12 protein-coding genes are annotated in these 14,722 nt (G+C 44.9%); 11 read left to right on the forward strand and 1 reads right to left on the reverse strand.

Going from position 1 to position 14,722, the window contains the following annotated elements; genetic code table 11:
- From mutL to IJ369_RS02110, 3 genes are read left to right on the forward strand one after another with little or no spacing between them, the layout of a single operon-like run.
- On the forward strand, positions 1-2,064 hold the full coding sequence (mutL, locus tag IJ369_RS02100; protein ID WP_290715439.1) for a DNA mismatch repair endonuclease MutL: 2,064 nt from the start codon (positions 1-3) through the stop codon (positions 2,062-2,064).
- A 9-nt stretch (positions 2,065-2,073) separates the two neighbouring features.
- Complete coding sequence (gene miaA / locus IJ369_RS02105) at positions 2,074-3,012, forward strand: tRNA (adenosine(37)-N6)-dimethylallyltransferase MiaA (RefSeq protein WP_290715441.1); 939 nt, start codon at positions 2,074-2,076, stop codon at positions 3,010-3,012.
- A gap of 38 nt (positions 3,013-3,050) precedes the next feature.
- On the forward strand, positions 3,051-4,628 hold the full coding sequence (locus tag IJ369_RS02110) for a D-alanyl-D-alanine carboxypeptidase family protein (protein WP_290715443.1): 1,578 nt from the start codon (positions 3,051-3,053) through the stop codon (positions 4,626-4,628).
- Positions 4,629-4,676: 48 nt separating this feature from the next.
- Here IJ369_RS02110 and IJ369_RS02115 read toward each other — a convergent pair whose 3' ends face one another.
- Positions 4,677-5,825 (reverse strand): THUMP domain-containing class I SAM-dependent RNA methyltransferase, encoded by a 1,149-nt coding sequence (locus tag IJ369_RS02115; protein WP_290715445.1) that lies wholly within the window; start codon positions 5,823-5,825, stop codon positions 4,677-4,679.
- 163 nt (positions 5,826-5,988) lie between these two features.
- On the opposite strand from IJ369_RS02115, the gene tgt reads away from it, so the two are divergent.
- From tgt to IJ369_RS02155, 8 genes are all read left to right on the forward strand, one after another.
- Entirely contained in the window at positions 5,989-7,122 is a 1,134-nt protein-coding gene (gene tgt, locus IJ369_RS02120) for a tRNA guanosine(34) transglycosylase Tgt (RefSeq protein WP_290715448.1), read from the forward strand.
- 94 nt (positions 7,123-7,216) lie between these two features.
- Entirely contained in the window at positions 7,217-7,663 is a 447-nt protein-coding gene (gene yajC / locus IJ369_RS02125; protein WP_290715450.1) for a preprotein translocase subunit YajC, read from the forward strand.
- A 431-nt stretch (positions 7,664-8,094) separates the two neighbouring features.
- A complete protein-coding gene (locus IJ369_RS02130; protein WP_290715452.1) occupies positions 8,095-9,210 on the forward strand; it encodes a BMP family ABC transporter substrate-binding protein in 1,116 nt (371 codons plus the stop codon).
- 184 nt (positions 9,211-9,394) lie between these two features.
- The gene (locus tag IJ369_RS02135) at positions 9,395-10,960 is read left to right on the forward strand and encodes an ABC transporter ATP-binding protein (RefSeq protein WP_290715454.1); all 1,566 of its coding nucleotides are present in this window, start codon (positions 9,395-9,397) and stop codon (positions 10,958-10,960) included.
- Positions 10,950-12,056 (forward strand): ABC transporter permease, encoded by a 1,107-nt coding sequence (locus tag IJ369_RS02140; protein ID WP_290715456.1) that lies wholly within the window; start codon positions 10,950-10,952, stop codon positions 12,054-12,056. The genes IJ369_RS02135 and IJ369_RS02140 overlap by 11 nt, the downstream gene beginning before the upstream one ends.
- Positions 12,056-12,988: an ABC transporter permease gene (locus IJ369_RS02145; protein ID WP_290715458.1), complete on the forward strand. Its 933-nt coding sequence runs from the start codon at positions 12,056-12,058 to the stop codon at positions 12,986-12,988. The genes IJ369_RS02140 and IJ369_RS02145 overlap by 1 nt, the downstream gene beginning before the upstream one ends.
- Before the next feature lie 83 nt (positions 12,989-13,071).
- Entirely contained in the window at positions 13,072-14,016 is a 945-nt protein-coding gene (locus IJ369_RS02150; protein ID WP_290715460.1) for a nucleoside hydrolase, read from the forward strand.
- A partial coding sequence (locus IJ369_RS02155) for a nucleoside hydrolase (protein WP_290715463.1) occupies positions 14,013-14,722 on the forward strand: 710 nt, incomplete at its 3' end. The genes IJ369_RS02150 and IJ369_RS02155, both read left to right, overlap by 4 nt.

Raw genomic sequence — 14,722 nt, forward strand, 5'->3', positions numbered from 1 at the left:
TTGCAGAAAATTCGACTGCTGGACTCCAAAACCATCAATAAAATAGCGGCAGGGGAAGTTGTAGAATCCCCCAAATCCGTGGTAAAGGAACTGACGGAAAATGCCATCGATGCCGGCGCAAGCAGCGTTACGGTGGAAATCAAAGAAGGCGGTATTTCCTATATCCGCGTAGCGGATAACGGCAGCGGTATTCCGAAGGAACAGGTGAAATCCGCATTCCTGCGCCATGCAACCAGCAAAATGAGCCAGATTGAAGATCTGGAGCATATCTTCACACTGGGCTTCCGCGGCGAAGCTTTGGCCAGTATCGCAGCGGTGGCACAGGTGGAAATGCTGACGAAAACCAGAGACGAGGAAACGGGTACCCGCATTTGCATCAATGCAGGGGAAATCGAAGTGATGGAGGACACAGCTTGCAGAGAAGGCACTTCCATTACGGTGAAAAATCTGTTTTATAACGTACCTGCCCGTAGAAAATTCTTAAAAAAACCTGCCACAGAGAGCGGATATGTTTCCGATCTGGTAAACAAAATCGCTCTGGGTCATCCCGAAGTGGCAATTCAATACATCAATAACGGCACAACGGTGCTGCATACGGCTGGAAATAATGACCCCAAGACAGCGGTATTCTATGTTTACGGCAAGGATGCGGCAAACAATATGTTGCCTATCTCCTATAAAAAGGGCGAATATGCGGTCAGCGGTCTGATCGGCAAGCCTGAGCTTTGCAGAGCCAACCGTAATTATGAAAATCTGTTCATCAACGGCAGATTCATCAAAAATCAGGTGGTTTCCTCTGCAGTGGAGGATGCCTATAAAACAAAACTCATTATTGGAAAATTTCCTGTATTCGTACTGAATCTGGAAGTGGAACCTGCCTTGGTGGATGTGAACGTACATCCTGCCAAGCTGGAAGTTCGTTTCAAAAATGATGATGAAGTATATGAATTCTTCTATACAGCTGTTTCCAAGGCACTGCAGGAAACGGTGCTGATCCCCAAGGCGGTTCTGGAAAAAGACAAAAAGCCTAAAGAAAAACAGCCTGAACCAGAACAGCAGACCCTTGCGGATAACTTCAAGAAAGAAGAAATTCCTGCAAAGCCTGCAGAAAAGGTTGTGGATAAACCTGCAGAAAAACCTGCGGAACATCCAAAGTTTGAAAGCGTGATTCTGCCGAAAGCGGAACTTCCTGGAACAGAGGCACCAAAGGTAGAGGAGAGACCTTCCGCACCTGTTCCTGCAGGTGGCAGAAGTGTAGATGAATTGCTGAAACGCAAACCTTCCGCCAGCGGCGTTGCCCAGAAGGCAGAACCTTATCTGAAAAAGGAAGCTGTACAGGAAAAGAAAGTTGAATTGCCTAAGGCAGAACCTGTTCAGCCCAAGGTCGAACCTGTACAGAAGGTCGAACCTCCCGTAAATGTAAAGCCCGAACAGGGAGAAATTCCTGTGGCAAAAGAGAAAATAAAAGAAGAAAAGAAACCTTTCTTCCATAATTATAAAATCATTGGTCAGGTGTTCCGCACCTACTGGATCGTGGAACAAGGCGAATGCCTCTATCTGATCGACCAGCATGCGGCCCATGAACGCATCCTCTATGAAGAACTGATGAATAAATTCAAAGAGGAGCATGTGGTTTCTCAGCGTATGCTGACGCCGTTGATGTTGAATCTGACCCCTTCTGAAGTGGAAACTTTGAAGGACAACAAAGAACTGTTGGAAAGCTTTGGTTTTGAACTGGAGGATTTCGGCGGCAAATTTGCACTGCGTTCTACGCCTTATCTGCTGCAGAATCCCAGCAGTGTCGGCTTCTTTACAGAAATTCTGGACAGGTTGGCGGAAGAACGTATCACAAACGTATATGATACAAAGATACTGGCGGTTGCGACCATGGCGTGCAAGGCTGCAGTAAAAGGCCATGATGTGCTGAGCGTTCGTGAAGCGGAGGCCCTTATCCATCAGCTGTTGAAACTGGAGCATCCCTTTACCTGTCCCCATGGCAGACCGACTATCATTGAATTGACAAGATACGAAATGGAAAAAATGTTCAAAAGAATTCAGAATTAAGGTGAATGTATGAAAAAACCTTTGATCGTTATTGGCGGGCCTACCGCCTGCGGCAAAACAGGATTTTCCATTAAATTGGCAAAGGAGATCGGCGGTGAGATCATTTCTGCTGATTCCATGCAGGTATACAGATATATGGATATTGGAACTGCAAAAGTGACTCCCGAGGAAGCTGATGGTGTGCCTCATTATCTCATTGATGAATTTGACTCTGATGAGGAATACAACGTGATGCTGTTCCAACAAAAGGCAAAGGCCTATATGGAAGAGATATGGGCAAAAGGGAAAATCCCTATCCTTGTTGGCGGTACTGGCTTCTATATCAATGCACTGCTCTATGATAACGACTTTACAGAAACGGATAATGATACTTCCTACCGTGAAGAATGTTATAAACTGGCCCGGGAACAGGGCCCCGAAGTTCTTTATGAACGCCTGAAAGAAATTGACCCGGAATACGCAGAAAATATCCATGCCAATAATGTGAAGCGCGTGACCCGCGCTTTGGAATATCATTACCTGACAGGGCAGAAATTTTCTGAACATAATGCAGAACAGAAGGAGAAGGAAACCCCTTACGATGCGGCAGTCGTCATCCTGAATATGGACAGAGAAAAACTGTATGAACGGATTGAATTGCGTATCGATATTATGATGGAGCAGGGGCTTCTGGAAGAAGTAAAGAGTTTGCTGGAAAAAGGCTATACACCTGATCTTGTCTCCATGCAGGGGATCGGCTACAAGGAATTCATTCCTTATTTCAATGGGGAATGTACCTTGGAAGAGGCGGTTACCCAACTGAAAACCAACACCAGACGCTTTGCAAAACGGCAGTTGACCTGGTTCCGCCGACAGATCGATGGTCTTTGGGTGGATTTGAGTAAATCCACGGGCGAAGAGGCCATGGCGGATGTATTGGGATATTTAAAAGAGCAGGAAATCCTGTAAGAAAGAAAAGAGAAAAAGCGGAAAGGAGTTTCGAAATAATGAAAAAATCTTTCGCAAAATATATTGCTTTATTTTTGGCTATGACGGTAGCCCTTGGTACAGCCGGCTGCGGCAAGGATAAAGCGGAGCAGCAGGAAGAAAATGCTGTGGTAAGTGAAGAAGGAACAGATAAAGAAGCAGAGACTGCAGAAGGCGAGGAAAAAGCCGTTGCAAAGGATGCCCTGCAGACAGCTTTCGTGCAGGCTGATGGTGCGCCCAGCGTGGCAGCATCTGCGGCGATTCTGATTGAAGCATCCACGGGTACGATTTTGTATGAAAAGGATGCGGATAAAAAAATGTATCCTGCCAGTATGACAAAAATGCTGACAGCTATGGTGGCTTTGGATTATTTTGAACCGGAAGAACTGATCAAGGTTGGTTCCGAGATCAATGAAGTTTCTCTGGATTCCAGTAAGGCTGGCCATCAGGTTGGCGAAATGCTGACGATCAAAAATGCCATCCGCGGTCTGATTATTCCTTCCGGCAACGATTCTGCCAATGTGGTTGCGGCAGCGGTAGCAAGAAGGGCAGAAAATGACGACAGCCTTGGTTTTACCAAGTGTGAAGCTGTTTTCACTGAACTGATGAACAAAAAAGCAGAAGAACTTGGCGCAACAAGCAGCCATTTTGCCAATGCCCATGGCTATCATGCAGAAGACCACTATACCACTGGCCATGATATGGCGCTGCTGGCAAGAGCATTTATGGAAAATGAAACGCTTGCGGAGATTGCCAATGAAAAGAGCTTTTTTGGCAATGGTGCGGATAACATGTTTGACAGTAATGAAAACATCAAGACGCAGGAATACGCATGGACAAGCCATAATCTTCTGATTACCAGTGGCGAATACAATTATGCTTATGCAACAGGCATCAAGACTGGCTTTACTGATGAAGCGGGGGATTGCGTTGCGGCAGCGGCGGAAAAAGATGGTGTACAGCTGATTGCAGTCATCTTCAATTCTGAAGACCCTGGCCGTTGGGAAGATGCAAAGAACCTCTTCGAATATGGCTTCAATCATTATCAGAAAACAGAAATTGCGAAAGCAAATGTTGCTATCGAAGAAGTGCCTTTGACAAAACATAAAAAATCTGAAGGGGATACTCTTGCAGTGGTATTCCAGGAAGATCTGGTGACATTCCTGCCTGCATCTGCAGCAGACAGCCTCAAAGCAACTGTGACATATAATGATATTTATGCAGTAACAGACAAGGAAGGCAATGTTTCCCTGAAAGCACCTATTGATAAGGGAACAGAAATCGGTACCGTTTCTTATGAAGTAAACGGCAAGACCGTTCTGGAGGCACCTGTTTATGCCGGCAGAGATGTATCCAAGGGCAATATTCTCAGCTTTATCGGGTATTTCTTCAAAAATCTGTTCACCTTGAAGGGCATTCTGACGTTGGTTGGTATCGTTGCGGTGGTTGCTATTGTTGTTATCATCATCAAGATCATCAGTAACAGAAGAAACAGATGCAGAGGCGGCTATAGTTTCGGTTCCGGTCTGAGTATGGGCGGCAGCAGAAGAAGAATGAAAGCACCCCGCAGACGCAGAGGCGGCAGAAGAAGATTTTAAGTAAAATAAAAAGGAGTTTCCAATATGGAGACTCCTTTTTTATGCTTGTTAATCTTCTTTTTTCTCTTTTCTGGGAGGGCGGGGACCTTCGTACTGATAATAGTCTGTTTTGATACGGCCGTTGAAGAGTTTTCTCTTTCTGTCCGCTTTTCTGCCGAAAAGAGATTCGAAATATTCCATGGAAGTGATGACGTATGTGGACCATGTGGTGTCAGTTTTCATGGTTGCACCCAAAGCGCGATACATATTTTCAACTTCCTTCAATTCACCGATACGTTCACCGTAGGGAGGGTTGGAAATCAGCACGCCATATTTCCCGGGCAATGTCACTTCCTGGGAAGGTTTCACTTCGAAAGTGATGCAGTCATCCACGCCGGCCAGTTCTGCATTGGCTTTTGCCAGTTCGATGGCTTCGGGGTCGATATCACTGCCGTAAATTTCAGGCATTACATCATAATCGATGGCCTGATATGCTTCTTTTCTTGCTTGTTTCCAGAGGTCTTTTCCGATTCTGTCCCATTCTTCGGAAGCAAATTTACGGTTCAGACCGGGCGCGATATTTCTTGCAAGCATCGCCGCTTCGATAGGGATAGTGCCGGAACCACAGAAGGGGTCCAGTAAGATTCTGTCTTTTCTCCAATAGCTCAGCTGGATCATAGCAGAAGCCAGAGATTCCTTCAGAGGTGCATCCAAAGCGCTGGCACGATAGCCACGCATATGCAGGCCGCTGCCGCTGGTATCGATGGCCAGTGTAACAACGTCTTTCAAAATACCCACTTGAATGGTGTAGGAAGCGCCTGTTTCATCGAACCAGTCTGTTTTATATTTTTCTTTCAGTTTTTCAACAACGGCTTTCTTTACGATGGCCTGACAGTCGGAAACACTGAAAAGGGTGGATTTTACGGATTTGCCTACTACAGTAAATTTCCCGTCTTCGGGGATCCAGTCTCCCCAAGGCAGGGCCTTTGTCTGGTCGAACAGCTCTGTAAAAGTCACAGCCTTGAATGTGCCCATTTTTACCCATACACGACCGGCGCATCTCAGCCACAGGTTTGCCTTTACGATATCGGCTTCATCCCCTGTGAATTCAACCTTGCCGTCGGATGTTTTGATATTCTGAAAACCGAGAGCCTGACACTCTCTTTTGACTACGGCCTCCAGGCCGAAAGTGGTCGTTGCGATCAAATCGATGCTCATGTGTTCTCTCCAATCTGTATATTCAAACAAAATATTTTCTAATTAAATAGTATATCAACTTTTTGGGAAAAAAGAAAGATAGAAAGAGAAAACCTCTTGAAGAAAGTGTGAAAAAAAGGTATCATAGAACAGATTGAAAATTTTTAAAAAAGTGAGGACGATTATGTATAAAGTATTGAAAACATGCGGCCGTGCAAAACGTGCCGAATTCCATACACCCCATGGCGTGATCCAGACTCCTGTATTTATGAACGTAGGTACAGCAGGTGCTATCAAAGGCGCTGTTTCTACAGAAGATCTGGAACAGCTGAAATGTCAGGTGGAGCTTTCCAACACATACCATCTGCATCTGCGCCCCGGCGATAAGCTGATCAAGGAAATGGGCGGTCTGCATAAATTTATCGTTTGGGATAAGCCTATCCTGACAGACTCCGGCGGTTTTCAGGTGTTTTCTCTGGGTCTGCTGAGAAAAATCAAGGAAGAGGGCGTTTATTTCAGCTCTCATATTGATGGCAGAAAGATTTTTATGGGTCCCGAAGAAAGCATGCAGATCCAGTCTAATCTGGGCTCTACCATTGCCATGGCCTTTGATGAATGTATCGGTCTGCCTGCGGAAAGACCCTATGTAGAAGCATCTGTAGCCAGAACAACACGCTGGCTGGAACGCTGCAAAAAGGAAATGACAAGACTGAACAGTCTGGATGATACGGTCAATAAACAGCAGATGCTGTTCGGTATCAATCAGGGTGCCACATATAAAGATATCCGCATCGAGCATGCAAAGGTCATCTCTGATATGAATCTGGATGGTTATGCTATTGGCGGTCTGGCAGTAGGGGAAACCCATGCGGAAATGTATCAGGTTCTGGAGGATGTCGTGCCTTATCTGCCTCAGGATAAGCCCACATATCTGATGGGGGTTGGTACGCCTGAAAATATCCTGGAAGCGGTGGAACGCGGCGTGGACTTTTTTGACTGCGTATTACCTGCAAGAAATGGCCGCCATGCTCATGTTTATACGAACAAGGGTAAGCTGAACCTGCTGAACGCAAAATATGAAAAGGATGAAACACCCATCGATGATACCTGTGACTGTCCTGCCTGCAGAAGATATACAAAAGCGTATATCCGCCATCTGTTTAAGGCGAAGGAAATGCTGGCGATGCGCCTTTGTGTTATGCATAACCTGTATTTCTTTAACAGCATGATGGAAGAGATCAGACAGGCCATCGAAGAGGATCGTTTCCCTGAATATAAGAAAGCGAAACTGGAAGGATTTAAGCAGAACGGTAAATAAGATAAACGCGATACTTGACGGAAAATAAAAAATTATATATAATTATATATTGATATTGTATGAAATTAAATCCATAAAGTTAGGAGAGAAAAAAATGGTACCATTCTTACTTGACACAGTTATCACACCCGGCGGCGAAGCAGCAGCTGAAACAGCAACAACTACAACAACACAGAGCACAGGTCTGTTCGGCACTTGGATGGCTGATCACCCTGTAATGCTGATCGTTATCTACTGTGTAGTTCTGCTGGCAATTATGTATTTCCTGTCTATCAGACCTACACAGAAAAAAGAAAAACAGCTGGCTGAACTGAGAAATGCTATCGAAATTGGTGATTCTATTGTTACAAACAGTGGTTTCTATGGCAAAGTGGTTGATATGACATATGACTGCCTGATCGTTGAATTTGGCCTGAACAGAGGTGTTCGTATCCCTGTTGCGAAAACAGAAGTTTTTGGTAAGGCAGAACCCAATATGTCCAATGAAGCACCTGTTGTAGAAGAAGCACCTAAGAAAAAGGGTCTGTTCAAAAGAGGTTGATAAAAAATATAAGGTCTCGATCACAGAAGTGGTCGGGACTTTTTATTTGAGCAGCTTTTTTTAAAAATGCCCGAAAAAGTGGCTTCCAGAAGAAAAAATCCGTATTCGTGTTGAGAAAATACATAAAAACTAGACACAGGTTTAGAAAAAACTATTGCGGGACAAAAACGTCACAAGATTGTATGGATATTTTTATCTATATTTGACATGGAACCACAAGAAAATAAATTGCAACTGTCAGATGGTAAAACAAATCAAGGATTCTGTGTCGAATTATATACAATATTGCTAAAAGAAAATGACGTCTTTTTCAAAATCGTTGACAATTATGGATAGATATTGTAAAATATACCTGAATTTAATGCTCATGTTGAATATGAGCATTTGTTCATTGCAGAAAAAATTTTTCCAATGAAAGGGAGAGAGGAACCATGAAAAAATTTATTTCCTTACTGCTTGCTTCCGTTATGACAGTTGGTCTGCTGGCTGGCTGCGGCGGTGGCGGCGACACAACAGAAACTGCTGAAACAAGCGGCGATGTGTACAAAGTTTGTAACCTGGTAAATGGTAACCTGGGTGACAAATCCTTCTTCGACTCTGCAGAATCCGGCCTGGCTGAACTGGCTGCTGCTGGCAGAATCGAATATCAGACAATCGAAATGGGTGCTACAACAGAAGATGAAGCTAGATGGGAAGGCGTTCTGGATGAAGTTTCCGCTTCTGGCGAATATGATCTGATCATCTGTGATACATACCAGATGCCCGATTATCTGAAAAACGTTTCCGAAAAATATCCTGATCAGAAATATCTGATCTACGATGACACAACATACGAACTGCCTAACGTTGTTAACCTGAGCTACGCTCAGAACGACCTGGGCTACCTGGTTGGTACATTCGCAGCAGCTATGACAACAGAAACAGGCGTTGAAGGCATCAACGAAGACGCAGTTATCGGTTTCGTTGGCGGCGTAGACAGCCCCGTTATCAACGACTTCCTGTATGGTTTCATGGTAGGTGCTCAGAATGTAAACCCTGACATCAAGATCGACACAAGATACACAAACAGCTATGTTGACACTGCAAAAGCAAAAGAACTGGCAGAATCCATGATCAACGACAACAAATGTGACATCATCTGGGGCGTAGCTGGTAACTCCGGTAACGGCGCAGCTGAAGCAGCTCTGGAAACAGGCAAAGCTTACTTCATCGGCGTTGACTCCGACCAGGAAGAAACATTCAGCCCTGAACTGGCTGCAATCACTCTGACATCCGGTCTGAAAAACATCGGTCAGTCTCTGGTATGGTTCTTCGATGAATGGGATGCTGGCAATGAACACTGGGGCGAACACATCCTGCTGGGCATGGCTGAAGGCGGTATCGGCATCGTAACAGACAAAAACTTCGATGCAATGGCTCCCGACTCTGTAAAAGAAGCTGTTAACGCAGCAATCGAAGCAGTAGCTAACGGTGAAGTTGAAGTTCCTACAGCTATCGGCGATGAAACAAACGCAGCTGTAACAATGAGAGAATCTCTGAAACCTTGATGAGAACTCTGAATTGAATACTTTTTTCAATGAGATTGTTTTTTGGGGAGCCATCTTAGCTCCCCTTTTTTTCAAATTTTAAAGCTGCCTTTTGAAAAAGGCTTTTTTGTGCGTAGAAAAGGCTTTTTTCAGAATGCAGCAATGCATCTGAAGTGAAATAAAAATTATAAGAGGAGGGACGTCTATGGCTGAGCACGAATATGTCGTTCAGATGAAAGGGATTGCAAAAGTTTATCCGAATGGCGTTGCAGCGAATCAGGGCGTTGACTTTAATGTCAGAAAAGGCGAGATCCATGCGCTTATGGGCGAAAATGGTGCCGGTAAATCTACATTGATGAAAATGCTTTTTGGTTTGGAACAGCCCACAGAAGGCGAAATTATAATTAACGGGGAAAAAGTTGTGCTTTCTTCTCCTACTGTAGCGATTTCCAAAGGGATTGGTATGGTTCACCAGCACTTTATGCTGGTACCCAGCCTGACTGTTGCGGAAAATATGGTTCTGGGCATGGAACCCAAGGAAAAGGGCATGTTCATGGACTATAAAAAAGCTGTGGAAATTACAGAAGAATATTCCAAAAAATTCAACCTGTATGTGGATCCAAATGCAAAAGTAAGAGACATTCCTGTTGGCATGAAACAGAAAGTCGAGATTCTGAAAGCACTGGTACGCGGCGCGAAGATTCTGATTCTGGATGAACCTACAGCCGTTCTGACGACACAGGAAACAGAAGAATTGTTTAAAGAACTGGTTGCTCTGAAAGAACAGGGATATACTCTGATTTTCATTTCTCATAAACTGAATGAAATCAAACAGATCACAGACAGACTGACGATCATGCGCGCGGGTAAATCTATGGGTGTATATGAAACAGCGGATACATCCAAAGAAGAGATCTCCCGTCTGATGGTAGGTCGTGATGTTGTTCTGACTGTAGAAAAAGATAAGGCACAGCCTACAGACAGTGTGCTGAAAGTAAGAGATCTGGAATACACCAATGAATGGAATAAGAAGATGCTGAACAAGATTTCCTTTGATGTTCGTAAAGGCGAAATTCTGGGTATTGCCGGTGTAGAAGGTAACGGCCAGAGAGAACTGGTTGACATGCTCTTCAACCTGAACAGACCTGATTCCGGTACTGTAACAGTAAACGGTCAGAGTGTTGTTGGCCAGCCCCAGAAAAAGATCCGTGAAATGGGTGTTTCCCTGATCCCCGAAGACCGTATGACATTTGGTATCGCAGGCACTGGTACGATCGAAGAAAACCTGATTTCCGACCGTTCTGCAGACAAGCGTTATAACAACGGCCCTCTGTTCAATATGAAAAAAATGCATGAAGACTGCGATCAGCTGATCGAAGATTATAAAGTTCTTTGCAAATCCAGAAAACAGCAGATCGGCATGCTTTCCGGTGGTAACATCCAGAAGGTTGTAGTTGCCCGCGAATTTTCTGCTGATCCCTGCCTGATCATTGCTGACCAGCCTACACGTGGTATCGACGTTGGTGCAACAGAATTTATTCGTAAGAAACTGGTTGAACTCAGCCGTGAAGGCGCAGCAGTATTGCTGGTTTCTGCCGATCTGAATGAAGTTATGGAATTGTCCGATAGCTTGATCATTATGTACAACGGCGCGATTGCCGCATATTTTGAAGATACTTCTATGCTGAATGATACCATTATGGGTGAATATATGCTTGGTTTGAAACAGCAGAGTGAAGAAGAAGTAAGGAGGGTACAGCATGGGGAATAAAACGAAATTAATGTTTGAATTCGTCCGTGGTCTGGTGGCTATTCTGATTGCCATTGCGGTGGCATTCATCCTTATTTTCCTTTCTTCCGATGATCCGGGAAAGGCTTTGGAATGTATGCTGCTTAGACCAATCATCAGCAATGGTGCATTTAATGTGAATTCCATCTTAACGATTTTGGGTCGTATGACACCTATTATTTTTACAGGCCTTGGTGTTTGTGTAATGTTCTCCGCCAACCAGTTCAACCTGGGTGGTGAAGGTACACTGATGTTGGGTGGTTTTGTAGCAGCGCTGATCGGTATTTACTGCCCTATGGCAGCTGGTCTGCATCCTGTAGTATGTATTATTGCTGCTACAGTGGTTGGCGGTGTGGTTATGGTCATTCCCGCTATCTTGAAGGTAAAATTAAAAGTAAACGAAATGGTTTGCTCCCTGTTGCTGAACTATGTAGTTATGTACATCATCCTGCACTTCCTGAATAATGTACTGGCTGACAGAACAAAAGGTCAGACACAGACACTGCCTTTCCAGGAAACAGCTCTGGTTGGCGACCTGGTAGCAAATTCTGAACTGACATTTGGTTTTATCATTGCACTGATCGCTACAGTGCTGACTGCACTGTTCATGTATCGCACACGTTGGGGTTATTCCATCCGTATGATCGGTATCAATGAATCCTTCTCCAAATATTCCGGTATGAAGGTTGGTGCGATCATCGTAGCGGCTCAGGTTATCGGCGGTATGCTGTCTGGTATGGGCGGCGCTATCGAAATGCTGGGCAGATATAATACATTCCTTTGGAAAGAACTGCCCGGTTACGGCTGGACAGGCATGACAGTAGCCATCCTGGCGAAAAATAATCCTATTTTCATTCCTTTTGCAGCGTTCTTTATCGCTTACCTGAACAGAGGCTGTGAACTGATGTCCATTTACGCAGGTGTTCCTGCCGAAATGATCGATATCATCCAGGCCGTAATCTTCCTGTTCTTCGCAGCAGAACAGTTCATGTCCAAGACAAGACAGAAACTGGTTGTTAAAGAAACAAAAGCAGAATTGAAAGAAAAGCAGCTGGCAGCGGAAGGAGGTAAGGCATAATGAGTACATTGATGAACATGGTCATGACAACAAGCTTCTGGTATTCTATTATCCGTATCGCTTCTCCTATCCTGTTTGCAGCCCTTGCAGCAGTGGTATCTGAAAAAGCGGGCCTTTCCAATATCGGTCTGGAAGGTACTATGGCATTTTCTGCTCTGTTCGGTGTATTGTTTGCATACTGGACAAACAGCTGGCTGGTAGGCGTAATCGGCGCATTGATCATTGGTGCTTTGCTGGGTCTGATGATCGGCTTCTTCGCAATGAAACTGAAAACAGACATTATCCTTTGTGGTATCGCGGTCAACCTGATGGGCGGCGGTGGTACGATCTTCCTGATGTACCTGTTTACAGGTCTGAAAGGTAACACAGCCAGCCTGACAACACCTCAGATGCTGACACCCAAGATCAATATCCCCGGCTTGAGCAGTATCCCCGTTCTGGGTGATATCTTCTCCGGTCATTCTATCCTTACATATCTGGCATTCCTGATGGTATTCCTGGTATGGGTGCTGCTGTATAAAACACCTCTGGCTCTGCAGATTCGTGCCGTTGGTGAAAATGACCACGCTGCAGAATCCGTAGGTATCAAAGTTCTGAAAATCCAGTATATCGCACTGGGTCTGGGCGGCGCACTGGCCGGTCTGGGTGGTGCATATATGTCTATGTACTATTCTCAGAGCTTCAATACAGGTATCGTTGCCGGTCGTGGTTTCATCGCGCTGGCAGCACAGGCAATGGGTCAGGGCGAACCCGTTGGTACTATGTTTGCTTCCCTGCTGTTCGGTCTTGCAACAGCCCTGGGTAACAAAATGGAAGGTATGCCCGGCTTCTCTTCTTATCTGGTAGCAGCTATTCCTTATGCAGTAACGATCATTGGTCTGATCCTGTATGCACTGTCTACAATTAAGAAAGTGAAAAAAATCAAAAAATAATCTAACGTGATATGGAAAAGTTGGTCGGTCTTAGGACACAACCAACTTTTCTGATTATAAACCAAAGAATTGGAGGAATCAGAATGAACAAGATCCCTATTATTCTGGATGGTGATCCGGGGCATGATGATGCCATTGCCTGGGTGCTGGCGAATGCAAGTCCCGAACTGGACATCAAGGCAGTGACGACCTGCTGCGGTAACCAGACCATCGAAAAAACAACATATAACGCACAGCGTATTTGTACATTGATCGATCTGCATGTGCCTACAGCGAAGGGCAGAAAACAGCCTTTGGTTTCTGCGCCCATTATTGCACCTACAGTACATGGTGAATCTGGTTTGGATGGCCCTGCGCTGCCTGAACCTGATTTTGAATTGGTTCCTATGACAGCGGTGGAACTGATCGCAAAAACAGTGCAGGAATCTGAGGAACCCATTACATTGGTTCCCACTGGCCCTCTGACAAATATTGCGGCTTTCCTGATCTCTCATCCTGAACTGAAATTCAAAATCAAACAGATTTCTCTGATGGGCGGCGGCGTGCAGTTTGGTAACTGGACACCTGCAGCAGAATTCAACATCCTGGTTGATCCTGAAGCAGCGAAAATCGTATTTGAATCTGGTATTCCCATCATTATGGCTGGTCTGGATGTAACAGAAAAAGCCCTGATCAAACCTTATGACTTCGAACGTATTCGCGCTCTGAACAATCCCGTTGCTAAAGTTGTTGCAGAATGGCTGGATTTCTTCTATCAGTTCCACATTAAAATGGGCTATGAAGGCGCTCCTGTACACGATGCAGTGGCAGTTGCAGCCTTGATTCATCCTGAAATTATGGATATGAGAGACTTGTATGTTGAAGTTGAAACAGAAGGTGATTTCTGTAAAGGTGCAACGGTTGCTGATTTTTATGGTTCCAAGGGCAAAGCTCCCAATGCGAAAGTCATCATGGGCATTGATAGAGATGCCTTTGCAGACCTTTTGGTAGAAGCTGCGAAATATTATGGTGAGGGGGTGGCAAAATGAGCAAGATTCCTGTAATCATTGACTGCGATCCCGGCGTAGATGATACTTTGGCGCTGATGCTCGCAAATCAGATAGAAAAAATTGATTTACTGGCTATCACAACAGTAGCAGGCAATGCTCCCATCGACTATACATTTAAAAATGGCAGAAACGTAATGGATTATATTGGCGCAAATGTGCCTGTATACAGAGGGGCAGAAGGCCCTCTCATGCGTGAACTGCAGACAGCGGCACATATTCATGGTGAAGATGGCATGGGCGGCGTAGTGCTTCCTGAAAGCAAACAGCCTGTGGAAACAGAAGCAGCATGGGATGCCATCTATCGCCTGGCAAAGGAACATAAAGGCGAACTGGTTCTGATTCCTGTTGGCCCTATGACAAACATTGCCATTGCTCTGGCAAAATATGCTGACCTGAAAGATATGATCAAATATATCGTTATCATGGGCGGCGCTGCCATTGGCGGTAATGTAACTCCTTGCGCGGAATTCAATATTTATGAAGACCCTGAAGCAGCTGAAATGATGTTTACATCCGGTATTCCTGTTTATATGTGCGGTCTGGATGTCACAATGGAAGCATATATGAGCAGAGCAGAAATTGAAAAACTGATGGCTCTTGGCAGCAAGGAAGCGAAACTGTTCCACGATGTAGAACAGAAAGCGCTGGCCTTCTATGATATGTTGGGCAGGCCTGGCGTTGCACT

Origin of the sequence: Anaerotignum sp., assembly GCF_017483025.1 — a bacterium.
Taxonomy (GTDB): domain Bacteria; phylum Bacillota; class Clostridia; order Lachnospirales; family Anaerotignaceae; genus Anaerotignum_A.

Coding starts and splice junctions, on each gene's coding strand:
- miaA (WP_290715441.1), top strand. CDS start 2,074: ATGAAAAAACCTTTGATCGTTATTGGCGGGCCTACCGCCTGCGGCAAA.
- IJ369_RS02145 (WP_290715458.1), top strand. CDS start 12,056: ATGAGTACATTGATGAACATGGTCATGACAACAAGCTTCTGGTATTCT.
- IJ369_RS02130 (WP_290715452.1), top strand. CDS start 8,095: ATGAAAAAATTTATTTCCTTACTGCTTGCTTCCGTTATGACAGTTGGT.
- IJ369_RS02135 (WP_290715454.1), top strand. CDS start 9,395: ATGGCTGAGCACGAATATGTCGTTCAGATGAAAGGGATTGCAAAAGTT.
- IJ369_RS02140 (WP_290715456.1), top strand. CDS start 10,950: ATGGGGAATAAAACGAAATTAATGTTTGAATTCGTCCGTGGTCTGGTG.
- IJ369_RS02110 (WP_290715443.1), top strand. CDS start 3,051: ATGAAAAAATCTTTCGCAAAATATATTGCTTTATTTTTGGCTATGACG.
- yajC (WP_290715450.1), top strand. CDS start 7,217: ATGGTACCATTCTTACTTGACACAGTTATCACACCCGGCGGCGAAGCA.
- tgt (WP_290715448.1), top strand. CDS start 5,989: ATGTATAAAGTATTGAAAACATGCGGCCGTGCAAAACGTGCCGAATTC.
- IJ369_RS02150 (WP_290715460.1), top strand. CDS start 13,072: ATGAACAAGATCCCTATTATTCTGGATGGTGATCCGGGGCATGATGAT.
- IJ369_RS02115 (WP_290715445.1), bottom strand. CDS start 5,825: ATGAGCATCGATTTGATCGCAACGACCACTTTCGGCCTGGAGGCCGTA.